The sequence below is a fragment of the Streptomyces sp. PH10-H1 genome (assembly GCF_030063355.1).
Taxonomy (GTDB): Bacteria; Actinomycetota; Actinomycetes; order Streptomycetales; family Streptomycetaceae; genus Actinacidiphila.
The window spans coordinates 156475-170068 of record NZ_JASISZ010000005.1 but is presented as its reverse complement, the minus strand read 5'-3'; the positions used below and the strand labels follow the sequence as shown (position 1 = coordinate 170068).

Annotated in this window: 14 protein-coding genes and 1 pseudogene; 6 read left to right on the top strand and 9 right to left on the bottom strand. The window is 69.8% G+C overall.

The window, feature by feature from the left end:
- Positions 1-364: 364 nt before the first annotated feature.
- From QMK24_RS05645 to QMK24_RS05625, 5 genes and pseudogenes are all read right to left on the bottom strand, one after another.
- Positions 365-721, bottom strand: coding sequence for a hypothetical protein (locus QMK24_RS05645; RefSeq protein ID WP_283464014.1), 357 nt, complete (start codon positions 719-721; stop codon positions 365-367).
- A gap of 125 nt (positions 722-846) precedes the next feature.
- Positions 847-1581 carry a class F sortase gene (locus QMK24_RS05640; RefSeq protein WP_283464013.1) on the bottom strand — a complete coding sequence of 245 codons (735 nt, stop codon included), beginning with the start codon at positions 1579-1581 and terminating at the stop codon, positions 847-849.
- The gene (locus QMK24_RS05635; RefSeq protein WP_283464012.1) at positions 1578-2354 is read right to left on the bottom strand and encodes a GVDTG sorting domain-containing protein; all 777 of its coding nucleotides are present in this window, start codon (positions 2352-2354) and stop codon (positions 1578-1580) included. The genes QMK24_RS05640 and QMK24_RS05635 overlap by 4 nt, the downstream gene beginning before the upstream one ends.
- Before the next feature lie 770 nt (positions 2355-3124).
- The gene (locus tag QMK24_RS05630) at positions 3125-3493 is read right to left on the bottom strand and encodes an ArsR/SmtB family transcription factor (RefSeq protein ID WP_283464072.1); all 369 of its coding nucleotides are present in this window, start codon (positions 3491-3493) and stop codon (positions 3125-3127) included.
- Between the two features lie 97 nt (positions 3494-3590).
- Positions 3591-3794: pseudogene (locus QMK24_RS05625) on the bottom strand (ADP-ribosylglycohydrolase family protein); the annotation flags it as partial.
- A gap of 265 nt (positions 3795-4059) precedes the next feature.
- On the opposite strand from QMK24_RS05625, the gene QMK24_RS05620 reads away from it, so the two are divergent.
- From QMK24_RS05620 to QMK24_RS05610, 3 genes are all read left to right on the top strand, one after another.
- Entirely contained in the window at positions 4060-4842 is a 783-nt protein-coding gene (locus QMK24_RS05620) for an SDR family NAD(P)-dependent oxidoreductase (RefSeq protein WP_283464011.1), read from the top strand.
- A gap of 26 nt (positions 4843-4868) precedes the next feature.
- Positions 4869-5240 (top strand): MerR family transcriptional regulator, encoded by a 372-nt coding sequence (locus tag QMK24_RS05615; RefSeq protein ID WP_283464070.1) that lies wholly within the window; start codon positions 4869-4871, stop codon positions 5238-5240.
- 425 nt (positions 5241-5665) lie between these two features.
- On the top strand, positions 5666-6091 hold the full coding sequence (locus QMK24_RS05610) for a TIGR03667 family PPOX class F420-dependent oxidoreductase (protein ID WP_283464010.1): 426 nt from the start codon (positions 5666-5668) through the stop codon (positions 6089-6091).
- Between the two features lie 73 nt (positions 6092-6164).
- On the opposite strand, the gene QMK24_RS05605 is transcribed toward QMK24_RS05610, so the two are convergent.
- From QMK24_RS05605 to QMK24_RS05590, 3 genes are all read right to left on the bottom strand, one after another.
- Positions 6165-6464 carry a hypothetical protein gene (locus QMK24_RS05605; RefSeq protein WP_283464009.1) on the bottom strand — a complete coding sequence of 100 codons (300 nt, stop codon included), beginning with the start codon at positions 6462-6464 and terminating at the stop codon, positions 6165-6167.
- Positions 6465-6559: 95 nt separating this feature from the next.
- Entirely contained in the window at positions 6560-8152 is a 1593-nt protein-coding gene (locus QMK24_RS41695; protein WP_502962484.1) for an HD domain-containing phosphohydrolase, read from the bottom strand.
- Between the two features lie 547 nt (positions 8153-8699).
- On the bottom strand, positions 8700-9830 hold the full coding sequence (locus QMK24_RS05590; RefSeq protein WP_283464007.1) for a site-2 protease family protein: 1131 nt from the start codon (positions 9828-9830) through the stop codon (positions 8700-8702).
- A gap of 455 nt (positions 9831-10285) precedes the next feature.
- Here QMK24_RS05590 and QMK24_RS05585 point away from each other — a divergent pair, with 455 nt between their 5' ends.
- Positions 10286-11371, top strand: coding sequence for an S-(hydroxymethyl)mycothiol dehydrogenase (locus QMK24_RS05585; RefSeq protein ID WP_283464006.1), 1086 nt, complete (start codon positions 10286-10288; stop codon positions 11369-11371).
- A gap of 103 nt (positions 11372-11474) precedes the next feature.
- Here QMK24_RS05585 and QMK24_RS05580 read toward each other — a convergent pair whose 3' ends face one another.
- Positions 11475-11687, bottom strand: coding sequence for a hypothetical protein (locus tag QMK24_RS05580; RefSeq protein ID WP_283464005.1), 213 nt, complete (start codon positions 11685-11687; stop codon positions 11475-11477).
- Between the two features lie 242 nt (positions 11688-11929).
- On the opposite strand from QMK24_RS05580, the gene QMK24_RS05575 reads away from it, so the two are divergent.
- Positions 11930-12292 carry a bifunctional 3-phenylpropionate/cinnamic acid dioxygenase ferredoxin subunit gene (locus QMK24_RS05575; protein ID WP_283464004.1) on the top strand — a complete coding sequence of 121 codons (363 nt, stop codon included), beginning with the start codon at positions 11930-11932 and terminating at the stop codon, positions 12290-12292.
- Positions 12289-13470 (top strand): NAD(P)/FAD-dependent oxidoreductase, encoded by a 1182-nt coding sequence (locus QMK24_RS05570; RefSeq protein WP_283464002.1) that lies wholly within the window; start codon positions 12289-12291, stop codon positions 13468-13470. Before QMK24_RS05575 ends, QMK24_RS05570 begins: the two co-directional genes overlap by 4 nt.
- The last annotated feature ends 124 nt before the right edge of the window (positions 13471-13594 follow it).

The following is a 13594-nucleotide window of genomic DNA, read 5'->3' as shown; positions in this document are numbered from 1 at the left end:
GCTGACGCTCGTGGCGACGCCCGGCATGAGCCTCGGCCATGGAGACCAGCGGAGCATCGCAACATATGAGCGATTTGTACGAAATGCTCTCCCACTCGGACTTCGCAAGCAAGGCGGGCAACCCGGAGGTGATGAGCTCCTGGCTTACCCGTCACGAAAGATCGAGACAGTGAAGCACGCGGCTGGTTATGTCCTGGTCTGCACTACTCCGACTGGAGCAGCCGTGTCCCCTGCTGGACCTCTCGCCCCCGGTCGAGGCCCAGCCGACGGAGACGCAGACCGCAGGTGGGACCCCGCAACCGACACTGATTGCGTCCATTCGGGTGCACTTGGCCGACTGGGGCCGTCCTGTCACCCGAGCGGGCTACGCGCCGCCCCCGGCGAGCCGCAGCACGAAGCGGCCACCGTGGCTGCCCCCGCCCCGGAGCGACCAGCGTCTCCCGCCGGAGGACGTTTCACTGCGTGAGCGTCGTAGCGCGTGAGGTCGCTCGCGATGCAGATCACCAGGAGACTGCGGCACGACCTCGATGCCCGCGTCGGCGAGGATGGCGTCGAACAGTTCGGGGAACTTCCCGTCCCGGTCCCGGAGCAGGAACCGCGCTGGAGTGCCGGCGTCCTCCAAGTCCATGACGAGGTTCTTCGCGGTCTGTGTCACCCAGGAGGCGGTCGGGTGTGCGGTGGCACCCAGGACGCGGATCCGGCGGCTTGCGTGCTCGATCACCGCGAGCACGTAGAGCCATGTGTCGGACAGGGAGATCGTTTCCTGGAAGTCGCAGGCCAGCAGGGCGTCGGCCTGGGAGTGCAGGAAGGCGGCCCAGGTGATGGAGGCGTTCGGGCGCCGGTCGTTCAGCTGGTGGTGAGAGTGGCGGAAGCGACGATGTTGCCGAGGTAGGAGTGGGTTCGGGCGTCCCAGTTGCCGCAGGTGATCAGGCGGAGTTGGGGTTGGTCTGCGGTGGTGGAGTAAACGTCCAGGGTGGGGAAGTGGTCCTTGGGATATTCGCGGACGGTGTCGGTGGTGAAGGTCGCAATGGTGCGGTCGGCGCGGGTGACGGTGATGCGGGTTCCGGGGGTGAGTGCGCCGAGCCGGTAGAAGACGGCCGGGCCGGTCTCCTTCGAGTCGACATGGCCGAGGATGACAGAGGCGCCGAGCTGCCCGGGGGTCGGAGAGCCCTTGTACCAGCCGGCTTTGAGCGGCTGCCACGGCACTTGGACGGTGCCGTCGGTATTCCGGCCGAGTTCGAGCAGGCTGGTGTGCACCCCGATGGCGGGGACGTCCAGCGTTACGGGTAGGGAGGCGGGCAGTACATTGCCCGTGCTGGCAGCGGGCGTTGAGGGGTCCGGGGGAGTGGGCCGCGCAGGGGTTGCCTGAGTGGACTGGCTTGCCGCGACTGCGGGTTGGGGTGGTGGTCCGGCACCGGCGCCGTGACCGGTGAGGGAGACGGTGATGGCGCCGGCCGCGAGGGCGAGGGCGGCGGCAAGACCGACGACCGTGCGGCGGCGGTGGCCGCCCCCCGCGTGGTAGGGGGCGGCTCCTTCCGGCTCCTGGGCGAGGTCACCGTCGGTCGTGGGCTGGTCGGTCATTGCTTCGATGCGGCCCGACGCCGCAGGAGCAGGGTGCCGGCGAGAGCGGCGACGGCTGCGCCGCCCAGGCCGGTGGCCAGCAGGTCCGCGGTGTTGGGACTGCCGGTGGCCTGGGTTGCACCGTCACCGGTGCCCGCCCCGCCGACCGGCATGGCTTTCAGGGCTCCGCAGATGGCCGGTGCGGTCGCTTCCTGGGGGAGCTTCGCGTCGAGCTCGCTGGCTCCGAGGACGTTGTCGTACTTGCCGTTGTGGTTGTAGTCGATTCCGTGCACCACGATGACGGCGTTGTTGGCCCGGATCTGCTGGGCTACGTCCGGGGTCACGGTGATGGTGCGGGTGTAGTGGAACGCGCCAGTGCTCGGGAAGCGGTCGACGGCCAGGGCACTGTTGGGGCTGGTGTCACCGGTGGTGGTGAGCGATGTGCCGATCTTCCCGTAGGCGGGAAGGCCGTCGGCGGTGCTGATGGCTTTGTGCCCGTTGTGGTCGTGGGCCGCGTCAGCCTTCGGGCATTCGCCGGAACCCGCGATGTGGATGTGCTGGGCGTGCGGGGCACTGTCGAGCAGCTGGTTCGCGGTCACCGAGATGGTGGCCTCATTGCCGGACAGGGTCACCGTGGCGGTGCCCGATCCGTTGACCATGTTCGTGGCCACCGGGTCGAGCGTGGCCTGATAGTTCACGTCACCGCCGGTGGACTGTGCGGATGCCACAGCGGGCAAGGCCAGCGGCAAACCGAAAGCCGCGAGACCTACCAGCGGAAGGATGGTCCTGTTCATGGCTTCTCCAAGCGGGGCTCCGCGGCGATACCGTGCCGCGTGACAAGCGGCCCCTGTGCCATAGGGAGGAACGGCGGCTGAGGATTGTCTCCCGGAACCGCCGAGATCGGACTCACATTGGGTATTCGAAGCCGAAGGGCCCACGGATTGGTGCAAACCATTGTGAGCCGGCACCACCCGGCCTACTTCGACACGCAGTGCGCGACCTTCAGCACCTCGGCCGGCGTCGGCAAACCACCGGGCGGTGGCTGCGTCGGGCCAGCACCCACCGCCGTTGGGTCGGCGTGTCGCCGTCGAAGATGTCGACGACCGTCAGCTGGGTTCAACGACCCGAGCCTGGCGCCGACGTTCGGTCTCGCACCCGCGCTCGCGACGTGAACCGGGCGGCTGCCGCCGTCCGGGCAGCAGTCGCCGGAGCGCGGTCGGAGTGTGACTGAACGTCCGGCTGGCCCGCGTACGTGGGGAGGAGCGCTATGGGGTTGCTACGGGCCAGGAGGTCCCGGTGACGTGACGACCGGTAGTGGTGGGCCGCTGCCGGTCGCCGGGCCCGCACCGTTCCGCGCCTCCCGCTGACGGCCCCAGTGGGTCCGGCCCGGCTTTCGGCATGGCCGTACCCACCAACACGCTGCGGTACGAAGTGAGTTGAACCTAGCATGCAGTACGACAGTAGTCGTACAAGGGAATCCCGGCTTGCCCTAGTTCATGCCGATTGACATTTACCGTCAATGCGGGGCGAGTCGGGCGCCCAGAGCAAGATCTTCAGCGGTCTCCTAGGCCCTTGGTGTCCAGTTCGCGACCAGGGCGAGCAGGCCGGGGAAGCGGGCCTCGAGGTCGGCGACGCGTACGTGACTGCGTCGCTCCAAGCCGTACTGGCGTTGCCTGGTGAGGCCCGCCTCGCGTAGTGCCCGGAAGTGATGGGTGAGCGAGGACTTGGGCCGGTCGAGACCGAACCAGCCGCAGGAATGGTCGAAATCCTCGGATTCGAGGAGGAGTTTGCGGACGACGGCGAGGCGGAGGGGGTCGCTCAGGGCGCCCAGCACCGTCTCCAGCCGCAGATCCTCCACGGCGGGTTCCGGGAGGGGGAGCGGGAGGTCCGGTGGCTCCGGGAGGGTCGGCGGTAGATCGGTGGCGGTGGTCAGGGCAGCGGGACATCGGATTCTCCAAGGGCACGCTGACCGTGACAGAGGATGCTGCGGGGCGTCTTCTCTCCCGTTCGGGCAGCGGTGCTTGATGGGGTCAGTAGATCCAGTTGCGTCCCTCGCCCGGATGTACCTCGGCCGCGAAGTCATCGGCGAGCGTGGTGATCGTCGCGCGGCCCTCGGTCTGGATCAGCCAGTGGTGTGGCAGGCGAACGTCACCGTGGTGGGCGCCGAGGAGGTTGCCGCAGAGGGAGCCGGTGGAGTCGCTGTCGCCGGAATGGTTCACGGAGAGCAGGAAGGCGGCGTCGATGGGAGTGCGGGGCGGTTTGGGGTCGCGCAGGCCGGACAAGCACGCGTTGCCGGGGGCACGCTGTGCGTACAGCCAGGGCTCTTGGCGCAGCCATCCGGTGCGGTGCGTGGCGCCCTGGGCCGGCGGTGGTGTGCTGGGCAGTAACGCCGCGCATCATGCGGCGAAGATTGATGGCGGAGCGGAGGTCCCACTCTTCCATCTCTGCGGCCCACCGCCAGGCACTGCTTGACCTTGCCACTGGCGGCAGGGTTGAACGATGACCGGCATGGACAACAGTGCTGCACAGCAGAGCAACAGGATCGTCGTCGTCACCGGCGCCGGCACCGGCATCGGCCGGGCCACCGCCCGCGCCTTCGCAGCCGAGGGCGCGCACGTGATCGCGGTCGGGCGGCGGGTCGAACCCCTCAACGAGACAGCCGCCGGCCGCGACCGGATCACTCCGATGGCTGCCGACATCACCGCAGAGGGCGCGCCCGAGCGGATCGTCCAGGCGGTGATGGAGGCGCACGGGCGGTTGGACGTGCTGGTCAACAACGCCGGCATCGTCCTCAAAGGCGCCCTCGGCACGCTCACCAGGGAAGTGATCGAGCCCCTGCTCACCACCAACCTGATCGCGCCCATCCTGCTGGCGCAGGCCGCACTCCCGGCTCTGGAGACCTCCGACGGCGGGGTGATCGTCAACGTCAGCACGTCGATAGGGCAGCGCGCCTGGCCGGCCAGCTTGGGCAGCTCGGTCTACGCGGCGACCAAGACCGCGCTGGAGCTGCTGACCCGCAGCTGGGCAGTCGAGCTGGCACCGCGCGGGATCCGGGTGGTGGCAGTCGCGCCCGGCGCGATCGACACCCCAATCGCCGAGCACCAGGGCCTGACGCCGGAGCAGAGGGCCGCGGCGGGGAAGGTGCGCCTGGCGTACACCCCGCTGGGCCGGATTGGTCGGCCGGAGGAAGTGGCCTGGGCGATCACCCAGCTTGCCGCGCCGGGCGCGTCGTTCGTCACCGGGGTGGTGCTCCCGGTCGATGGCGGGGCGGTAGTGGCGTGATAGGAGTGGTCTCGGAGGTGGAGCGTGTGCGGATCGGCGAGTTGGCGAAGGCGTCCGGGGCGACGGCTCGTGCGGTGCGGCACTACGAGCAGGCGGGGCTGATCTCTTCGGAGCGGGCCCACAACGGCTACCGGGTCTACGACGAGCGGGCGGTGGTGCGCGTCCGAAACATCCGTTTCCTACTGGCCGCCGGGCTCACCCTGGACGACGTGCGGGTGTTCCTGCCGTGCCTGGACGGAGACGTAGCTGCGACAGCGCCCTCCGATGAGGGCCTGCGGGTCGCGTGGGAGCGGCTCAGGGTCCTCAACGAGCGCATCGCAGCCCAGAGCGAGGCAAGGGACCGGCTGGAAGCTGCGGTGCGACAGGCCGCCGGTGACCGGATCCGCCCGGTGGCCTGACCAGGTGCGCGCCGAGTACGCCCACGAACCGCAGCTGGTCGAGGATGTGCTCGGCAAGCAATCGTGTCGGGGGAGACGATCAGGTGGAGTTGCCGTAACTGGACGCGGGGGAGATGGTGCAGGAGCGCGGCGAGGAACGTCCGGTCAGGCGTGATGAATTTCGGTGTGTCGATCTGGCGGTGCAGGACGGCGAGTTGAAGGTGCAGCGCGAGGATCTCCACGTCCCTGTCCGCGCTGCCGCGGTCTCAGTCATCTCTTCGCCGCGATACGCCTGTTGGGCCCTTGCACCCGGCATTGGATGGTGCGAGGACGGGAGTCCGTGCTCCAGCACGCGGAACACCGGGCAGAGCCTCGTGCGCGCTCGGCAGGGAATGTCATACCCCTCGGGTAGCGTCCCCACGAGATCACCGAGAAAGGCGAACACCATGGAACTCACGTCACACCTGCCTGCGGGCGACCGCGAGCGGGTCGAGGCCCGACTGCGTCAGAACCTCATGGCCTGGCTGGCCACCGTGCGTCCGGACGGGCAACCGGTCAGCGTCCCCGTCTGGTTCCTGCTGCGCGAGGACGAGACGATCCTGCTCTACAGCCAGCCGGGAACGCAGAAGCTGCGCAACATCGCCGCCAACCCCAAGGTGAGCCTGGGACTGGACGTCACCGACATCGGCAGGAACATCGTGCGTATGGAAGGCATCGCCAGACAGGTCCCCGACCAGCCTGCTGCGAACAAGCAGGCCGAATACCTGGCCAAATACACCGAGCGCATCGGGGCCTTGTTCGGCACTCCCGAACGGTTCGCCGAGCTGTTCTCCGCCGCGCTGATCATCACGCCGACGAAACTCCACATCTGACCGTGCCGCGATCCCCGAGGCCATGCGCCCGGCGGAACAGTCGGTTCTCAAGGGGGTATCAGGACGCCGCTGATCAGGATTCGAGGTGAACGAACCCGACCTCGAAGCGCTCGACGGAGACGATCTTCGCCTGATCGCGCTCCGCGCTCTCCTCGCGGATCTCGGTGGCGCGGACCTCACTGGCGCGCATCGCTGCCTCGTCCTGCCACAGGGTGAGGGTCAGGGTCTGGCCGGTGACCCGGTCCGCCAGCAGATAGACCCCTTGAAAGCCCGGGATCTCGCGCACCTGGTTGAGGGCCGCGTCGCTGCCGTCGGCCAGGTCGGCCTGGTCCGGGATGGAAGGGCCTTGGTATGTGCTGAGCCGTGCGTACATCACTGCCACGTCCTTGTCCGATCAGGTGCCGGTCGGGGTGACCGGCTGATTCACTTCCAGGGTCGTGCGGGCAGGCCTCCCATCGCATCGGTAGATCAACCCATATCTGCGGATTCGAGAACCTGCCGATCAGCCAGGAGGCCGTGTTCCATGGCGAACAAGGCCGCCGCAGGGCGGGTGCAGCAGCCGATCTTGGCGTAGATGTGCTCCACGTGGTGTTCCGCGGTACGCGGCGAGATGGACAGCCGGGCGGCGATGGCCCGGTTGGTCGAGCCGCAGGCCAGCAGCCCGAGCACCTCGACCTCGCGGTCGCTGAGCCCGGCCGGCCAGGGCGCCCTACGCCCACGGGCGAGCCCCGCCGCTGCCAGCACCGAACCCACCGACCGGGGGTCCAGCCGACCCGCCGTGGCCTCACTTTCCAGGACCGCCGCAGCCTCGGCCGGAGTGTGCGCGGCTCGGTGCGGCCTCGGCTCGGTCATGGCGTGGTAGGTGTCCGCGGCCGCCAGCACTCTGGCGGTCGGCAGCACAGCGGCCCCGGACGTCTGCCGGTGGTAGCCCGATCCATCGAGCCGCTCATGGTGCTGGCCGACGACGGCGGCGACGTCCCGCAGTGCCGCACTCCGGTTGAGCACCCGCTCACCGTGGTAGCTGTGCAGCCGGATCGCCTCCTGCTCCAGCGCGGTGAGCCGACCGCTCTTGTCCCAGATCCTGCTGGGTACGGCGATGCGGCCGAGGTCGTGGACGAGAGCGGCCCGGCGCACCATCGCCGTCTCGTCGTCCGATGCGCCCAGGTGGCGCGCCGCCTGCTGGGCGAGGACGGCAACGCCCCTGGAATGACCGCGCAGGTAGGGGGACTTGAGGTCGGCCAGATCGCCGAGTGCCAAGGCCAGCCGGTCCAGGTCGGTGGTGGACAGCCGTAGCCAGGGTTGCGGCTCCGCGGCGAGCGCTGTCTCGTACGGGTCGTCGATGTCCTCCTGCGCGAGCAGTCGGAGGCCCTCCTCGGCGAAGCGGGTGACGAGATCCGGGCCCAGCCAGGCACTGCGCTCCCGCAGGGTCTCCACGGCGCTCTGCGGTCCGGCCGTCTCCGCGAGGCGCACCGCCTGCGCGGCGAGAGCGGAGATCCGAGCTGCCAGGCTGATCTCCTCACCACGCAGTCCGTCGGGCGCGCCCTTGCCGTCCCAGCGTTCGAACTGCTGGAACAGCGCCGTACAGACGCCTGGCCCAAGGCTCAGACGCCGTGCCAGTGCGGCCGCCAACTCGCAGGTCGCATGCTGAACGCCGGCTCCCCACCGGCTCGACGTCGCGAGCCTCGCGGCCAACGCCGGCCGGCGCGCGGGCGGCACCGCCGACGCGACCGCGCGGACGCAGGCCAGCAGCTGCGCGGGTCTTGTGAAGTCGGTTACCGAGACGACCGGCCGCAGTACCGTCTCGTCCACCCGGAACCTGGCGGCCTCGTCCGAGGCGGTCGCAGTGCAGCCGATGTGGCGCAGCAACGCGGCGTAGTAGACATCGACCAACTGCTGCCCGCTCACCCCCAGGCTGCGAGCCAGGCCGGTCGCGACCAGGCACGACCGCATAGCCTCTCCCTGTTCCTCGCCCATCCCCAGGTCGGTGAGGAGCGAGACCGCGGCGAGCACCTCGGCCAGACGCGGTGCTGCGCCACGCACGTCCGAGACGACGGCGGCCATACCTCAGTTCTAACCCCGGAGCCGTGGCCTCGCGAGCCGGTGAGCCGTACGGGCCTTTGAACGCGCGTCGCTGCCGGGGTGACCGGGGAATCGACCACCGAGCAGCGGGCACCCGTTGCGCCGCAGCCTCGTCACACTGCGGTCGAACAGCGCCCTCGGCCCCGCTGACCAGCAGTTTCGCGGCCTGACACCTCCGCGAACCCCCATGAGCTGCGGAAATCGGGTGTGAGCTGCGGTTCTGCTATCGGCGCCCCGATGGAAGCCCTGATCCCAGCCCCAAGCCGGGACATCTGCTGCCCGGACGGTCAGTATGGGAACACAAGACCGTGTGGCTGCTGCCCGTCGGCTCGAAAGAGGTGGTTTCGGTGGGCACATCAGGGCCCGTATCCTCGCGGCCCGGACCTGGGGGCGCCGAGCCCTGCTGGTCCGTTCTGTCCCCCTTGAATCGCCCTAGCGGAAGGAGGCGGTGTCCGTGGCACGCGTTCCCGTGCCGGTCTTGCCGGCGAGGCATGCCCGGCCGGACCGCTGGGCGGTGTAGGACCCCGGCTCAGTTGAGCCCCTGGCCGCCCAGTGTGTGTCGCTGCACCAGCCGGGAAATGTCCTTCGCGGTGACGATCCCCACCAGATGGCCCATGTCCACGACGAGGATCCGCATGCCGGTACCCGGGCGGAGCTTGTCGAGCGCATCGCTCAGAAGATCGTTCGGAGCGGCAACCGCGCACTGGGACAGCGGGGTCGCCACCTCGCGCACCCGCAGCGACTCGCGGCGCGCTCCCGGTATCGCGGCAAGCCTGCGTACTTGCACGATTCCGCTGGGACGGCCTTCGAAGTCGAGCAGCGGCATGGCGGAATGGTGAGACTTCACTGCCACGTCGTCGATGAAACGGTCAACGGTCAACCAGTCGGCACCGGACGTCACCGGGCTGGACATGGCGTCGGCCACCCGTACCCCCCGCAGTTCCGTGTGGAGGGCGGCGCGCTGCCGTTCAGCGCCGGCGACGACCGTGATGAAGAGACCAACGAAGACGAGCCACAGCCCGCCCGGCGCCCCGCGCAGGAGGGAGATCCAGCCGGCGGTCATCAGCAGCACTCCCATGACCTGACCGCTCCGTGAGGCCGCCCGGTCCGCCCGGTCCCGGTCTCCGGTGCGCCACCACAGCAGTGCCTGCATCACTCTTCCGCCGTCGAGCGGCGCGGCGGGCAGCAGGTTGAACACGCCCAGGAACAGGTTCGCCCAGCCGAGCCACATCAGGACGGCGGCGGGCACCGCCCAGCCGGACAGCGCGTGCAGCCCGATTCCCGCCCCGAGCGCGGCGCCTCCGATGGCCAGGCTGGTGAGCGGCCCGCTGACCGCCACCGCGAATGCCACCGCGGCGGTCTCCGGTCGCCCCATCCGGGTCATCCCGCCCAGCGCGAACAGGGTCACGTCCTGCACCGAGATCTTCTTCCTGCGCGCCGTCACGGCGTGTGCCGTCTCGTGGAGCAGCACGCTGGCCATGAGCAGCACGGCTCCTACGGCACTGGCGAAGGTGTACACCGCATTCGAGCGCCCTGGGGTCCATGCGGGCAGGATCTGGCGGCCGAGACCGTACGCGAACAGGACCACCAGCAGCGGTACGCTCCAGTGCATCCGCAGCGCGACCCCGAAAACACGTCCGACACGGACTGAGCCGTTCATCGTCGTCTCCTGCCGACCCGCACCCGGTCCATCCGAGCAGGACCTCGCGACCTGCGATCCGTGAACCGACCAGCACGGCACTCACTCACAATTGTCGCTCTCGGGATCTCCCTCCGTCGCCGTGCCGGAGCGCTTTATCGTTCCCTCACTTCCCTCACTTCCGTCACTTCCGTCACTCGATCGTCACGGACGTGCGGCGGCCGCGGAGCGCGCCATCCGCGTCTGGCGAAGTACCTGTGAATGGGGCACGGCATCCGGGAGATCGCCCGTGAACTGCCCTCCGGGCATCCGTTGTCGCCGGATCCGGCGTGCATCCACTATTGGCTCCCGCGGCGGGCCCGGGCGTCCTGAGGTCTTGACCCGCAGCGCGGACTCCTCGATGCTCTGTTGCGGAACAGGAAACTGGTGCTGCGATATGCAACACCTTGTGGCTCGTTGCAGACGAGGGAGTGCTCATGGCTCACGAGGTCCGCGCTGTTGTCGCCCGGGGGAAGGGCGCGCCCGTCTCCCTCGAGACGATCGTCGTACCCGACCCCGGCCCGGGCGAGGCGCTGGTGAAGGTCGAGGCGTGCGGGGTCTGCCACACGGATCTGCACTACCGTGAGGGCGGCATCAGCGACGACTTCCCCTTCCTCCTCGGACACGAGGCGGCCGGGATCGTCGAGGCCGTCGGCGAGGGCGTCACCGAGGTCGAGCCCGGCGACTTCGTCATCCTGAACTGGCGGGCCGTCTGCGGCCAGTGCCGGGCCTGCCGCAAGGGCAAGCCGTGGTACTGCTTCTCGACGCGCAACGCGACCCAGCCCATGACGCTGCTCGACGGCACTCCGCTCGCCCCCGCACTCGGCATCGGCGCCTTCGCGGAGAAGACCCTGGTCGCCGCGGGCCAGTGCACGAAGGTCGATCCCGCGGCTCCGGCCGCCGCTGCCGGGCTGCTGGGCTGCGGCGTCATGGCGGGCTTCGGGGCGGCGGTGAACACCGGCGCGGTCGGCCGCGGTGACTCCGTCGCCGTCATCGGGTGCGGCGGTGTCGGAATGGCCGCCATCGCCGGAGCGAGGATCGCGGGGGCGACCACGATCGTCGCTGTCGACGTCGACGAGCGGAAGCTGGAGCGGGCCAGGAGCATGGGGGCCACCCACACCGTCAACGGGACGAAGGCCGATGTCGTCGACTCGGTGCGCGAGTTGACCGGCGGGTTCGGTGCGGACGTCGTCGTCGAGGCCGTCGGCCGCCCCGAGACCTACAAGCAGGCGTTCTACGCCCGCGACCTCGCGGGCACCGTCGTGCTCGTCGGCGTCCCCACCCCCGGGATGAGCCTGGAGTTGCCGCTGCTCGATGTCTTCGGGCGCGGTGGCTCGCTGAAGTCCAGCTGGTACGGCGACTGCCTGCCGTCGCGTGACTTCCCGGCTCTCATCGATCTCTACCGGCAAGGGCGATTCGACCTCGACGCCTTCGTCTCCGAGACGATCGGCCTCGAAGACGTGGAGAAGGCTTTCGAAAAGATGCGCGGCGGCGATGTGCTGCGCTCCGTGGTGCTCCTGTAATGGCCGGCGCCCCGCGCGTCGAGCACCTGGTCACCAGCGGGACGTTCAGCCTCGACGGCGGGACGTGGAATGGGCCGACCGCGGCCGGAGACCGCGGGCCGCTTCAACCGTAGATCGGCGGGTTGGCCGCCGATCTACGGGTTTTGACCACCACCCAGTTGCGGTCGACGTCGACGTGGACGCCGGCCGCCTTCTGCTCGGCCGCCTGCTCGGCCTTCTCCGGCTCCAGCGCGTCGGTGTACTTCTGGTTGTGCAGCTCGTTGATGAGCTCGCGCCGGCCGGGACCGACGTGCGACGCCTTGACCGTGTCGTGCACGGTCCTGCCGTGCGGGAGCCCGTCGGCCCGGTACCGACGTGAACAGACCGAAGACGCTGATCGCCGCGGCGGGTCCATCCGCGACGAGTGGTCGAAGTTTCCTATTATGCCGAGCGTTGCGTAAAGAGCAACGTTCGGCGGCGCTCGCGCTGTCCTTTTCAATGCCTTGACAGGGTCTGGGGCCGCCTTCAAACTGATGTTGCGTCAATCGCAATCCGTTTCGCTATACGCACCGAGGTGTCATGATGATTCCTGTGTGCCGTCTCGCCGAACTTCCGCGAGGCGAGGCCTGCCGGCTCGAGTCCGACCCGCCCGTCGCGGTGTTCCATACCGAGGACGGGGAGCTCTTCGCCATCGACGACACGTGCACCCACCAGGACGCCTCGCTCTCCGACGGCTGGCTGGAAGGGTGCGAGGTCGAGTGCCCCTTGCACGCCTCGAAGTTCGACCTGCGCACGGGTCGCGTCGACGCGCCGCCGGCCAGGCTCCCCGTGCGCACTCACCAGGTCCTCGTCGAGGACGGCGTGATCCACCTCCTGCTGTCCGCCGCCCGGCCGAACCTCCCGCCCTGCGCGGTCGCACGCGCGGCCGGAGGCCCCGCGTGAAGACCGTGGCCGTCGTCGGCGCGTCGCTGGCCGGCCTGTCGGCCGCCCGCTCGCTGCGCAAGCAGGGTTACGACGGTCGGCTCGTCGTCATCGGCGACGAGCCGCACCGCCCGTACGACAGGCCGCCGTTGTCGAAGGAGTTCCTCGCAGGCGAGATCGACGAAGCCGCCCTCATGCTCGAGGCGGACGGCGAGGACCTCGCCGCCGAGTGGGTGCTCGGCGCGACCGCTGTCGGACTCGACCGCGGCGAACGCTCGGTGCGCCTCGCGGACGGCCGGTCGGTCACCGCGGACGGGATCGTGGTCGCCACCGGCGCGGCCGCCCGGACCCTGCCGGGCAGTGATGGCCTCGCCGGCGTGCATGTGCTGCGCACCGTCGAGGACGCCTGCGCCCTGCGTGCGGACCTGGCGCGCGGCGGCCGGCTCGTCGTCATCGGCGGCGGATTCATCGGTGCCGAGGTCGCCTCGACCGCATCCGGTCTCGGCCTCGACGTGACGGTCGTCGAGGCGGCGTCGACGCCGCTGGCCGGTCCGCTCGGGGCGGCGATGGGGGGCGTCGTGTCCTCGCTCCACATGGACCACGGCGTGCGGCTGCTGTGCGGTGTCGGCGTGCGGCAGCTCAGCGGAAGAGGCCGGGTGGACGCGATTGTGCTCGAGGACGGCCGCCGCCTGGCGGCCGACGTCGTCGTCGTCGGGGTGGGCGCGCGTCCGTGCGTCGAATGGCTGCAAGGGTCCGGCGTCGCGCTGGGGAACGGCGTACGCTGCGACGCCGGCGGCAGCACGACGGTCCCGGGCGTCGTCGCGGTCGGTGACTGCGCGGCCTGGTACGACCCCACCGTAGGCGCGCATCGCCGGGTCGAGCACTGGACGGGTGCGCGGGAGCGTCCGGCCGCAGCCGTGGCCGCCCTGCTCTCCGGTGGCACGGCCGCGCCCGAGCCGGTCCGGCCGCCCTACTTCTGGTCGGACCAGTACGGCATCCGGATCCAGTTCGCCGGGCATGCCGCTGACGCGGACAGCGTCACCGTCGAGGAGGGCTCGGTCGACGGTCGCAGCTTCCTCGCGGTCTACCGGCGCGCCGGCGATCCGGTCGCCGTGCTCGGCATGGACCAGGCACGGCTGTTCACGCGCTGGCGTCGGCAGCTCGTCGCCGCGGCGGCGCAGACGGCAGGGTCCGCGTGAACACCGGGCCGTGCCCGCGCCCAGGAGTGCACGCGCCGCACCACGGGGTGGTGGGCGCTTACGTATCCCAAGCCCCCGCTCATGTTCCGCAGACATCTTGACACCGGTACCGGGACGCCACATT

Excerpts from the sequence above, each read along its gene's own strand:
- QMK24_RS05635 (WP_283464012.1), bottom strand. The coding sequence starts at position 2,354 with ATGAACAGGACCATCCTTCCGCTGGTAGGTCTCGCGGCTTTCGGTTTG.
- QMK24_RS05640 (WP_283464013.1), bottom strand. The coding sequence starts at position 1,581 with ATGACCGACCAGCCCACGACCGACGGTGACCTCGCCCAGGAGCCGGAA.
- QMK24_RS05605 (WP_283464009.1), bottom strand. The coding sequence starts at position 6,464 with ATGTACGCACGGCTCAGCACATACCAAGGCCCTTCCATCCCGGACCAG.
- QMK24_RS05585 (WP_283464006.1), top strand. The coding sequence starts at position 10,286 with ATGGCTCACGAGGTCCGCGCTGTTGTCGCCCGGGGGAAGGGCGCGCCC.
- QMK24_RS05575 (WP_283464004.1), top strand. The coding sequence starts at position 11,930 with ATGATGATTCCTGTGTGCCGTCTCGCCGAACTTCCGCGAGGCGAGGCC.
- QMK24_RS41695 (WP_502962484.1), bottom strand. The coding sequence starts at position 8,152 with ATGGCCGCCGTCGTCTCGGACGTGCGTGGCGCAGCACCGCGTCTGGCC.
- QMK24_RS05620 (WP_283464011.1), top strand. The coding sequence starts at position 4,060 with ATGACCGGCATGGACAACAGTGCTGCACAGCAGAGCAACAGGATCGTC.
- QMK24_RS05590 (WP_283464007.1), bottom strand. The coding sequence starts at position 9,830 with ATGAACGGCTCAGTCCGTGTCGGACGTGTTTTCGGGGTCGCGCTGCGG.
- QMK24_RS05610 (WP_283464010.1), top strand. The coding sequence starts at position 5,666 with ATGGAACTCACGTCACACCTGCCTGCGGGCGACCGCGAGCGGGTCGAG.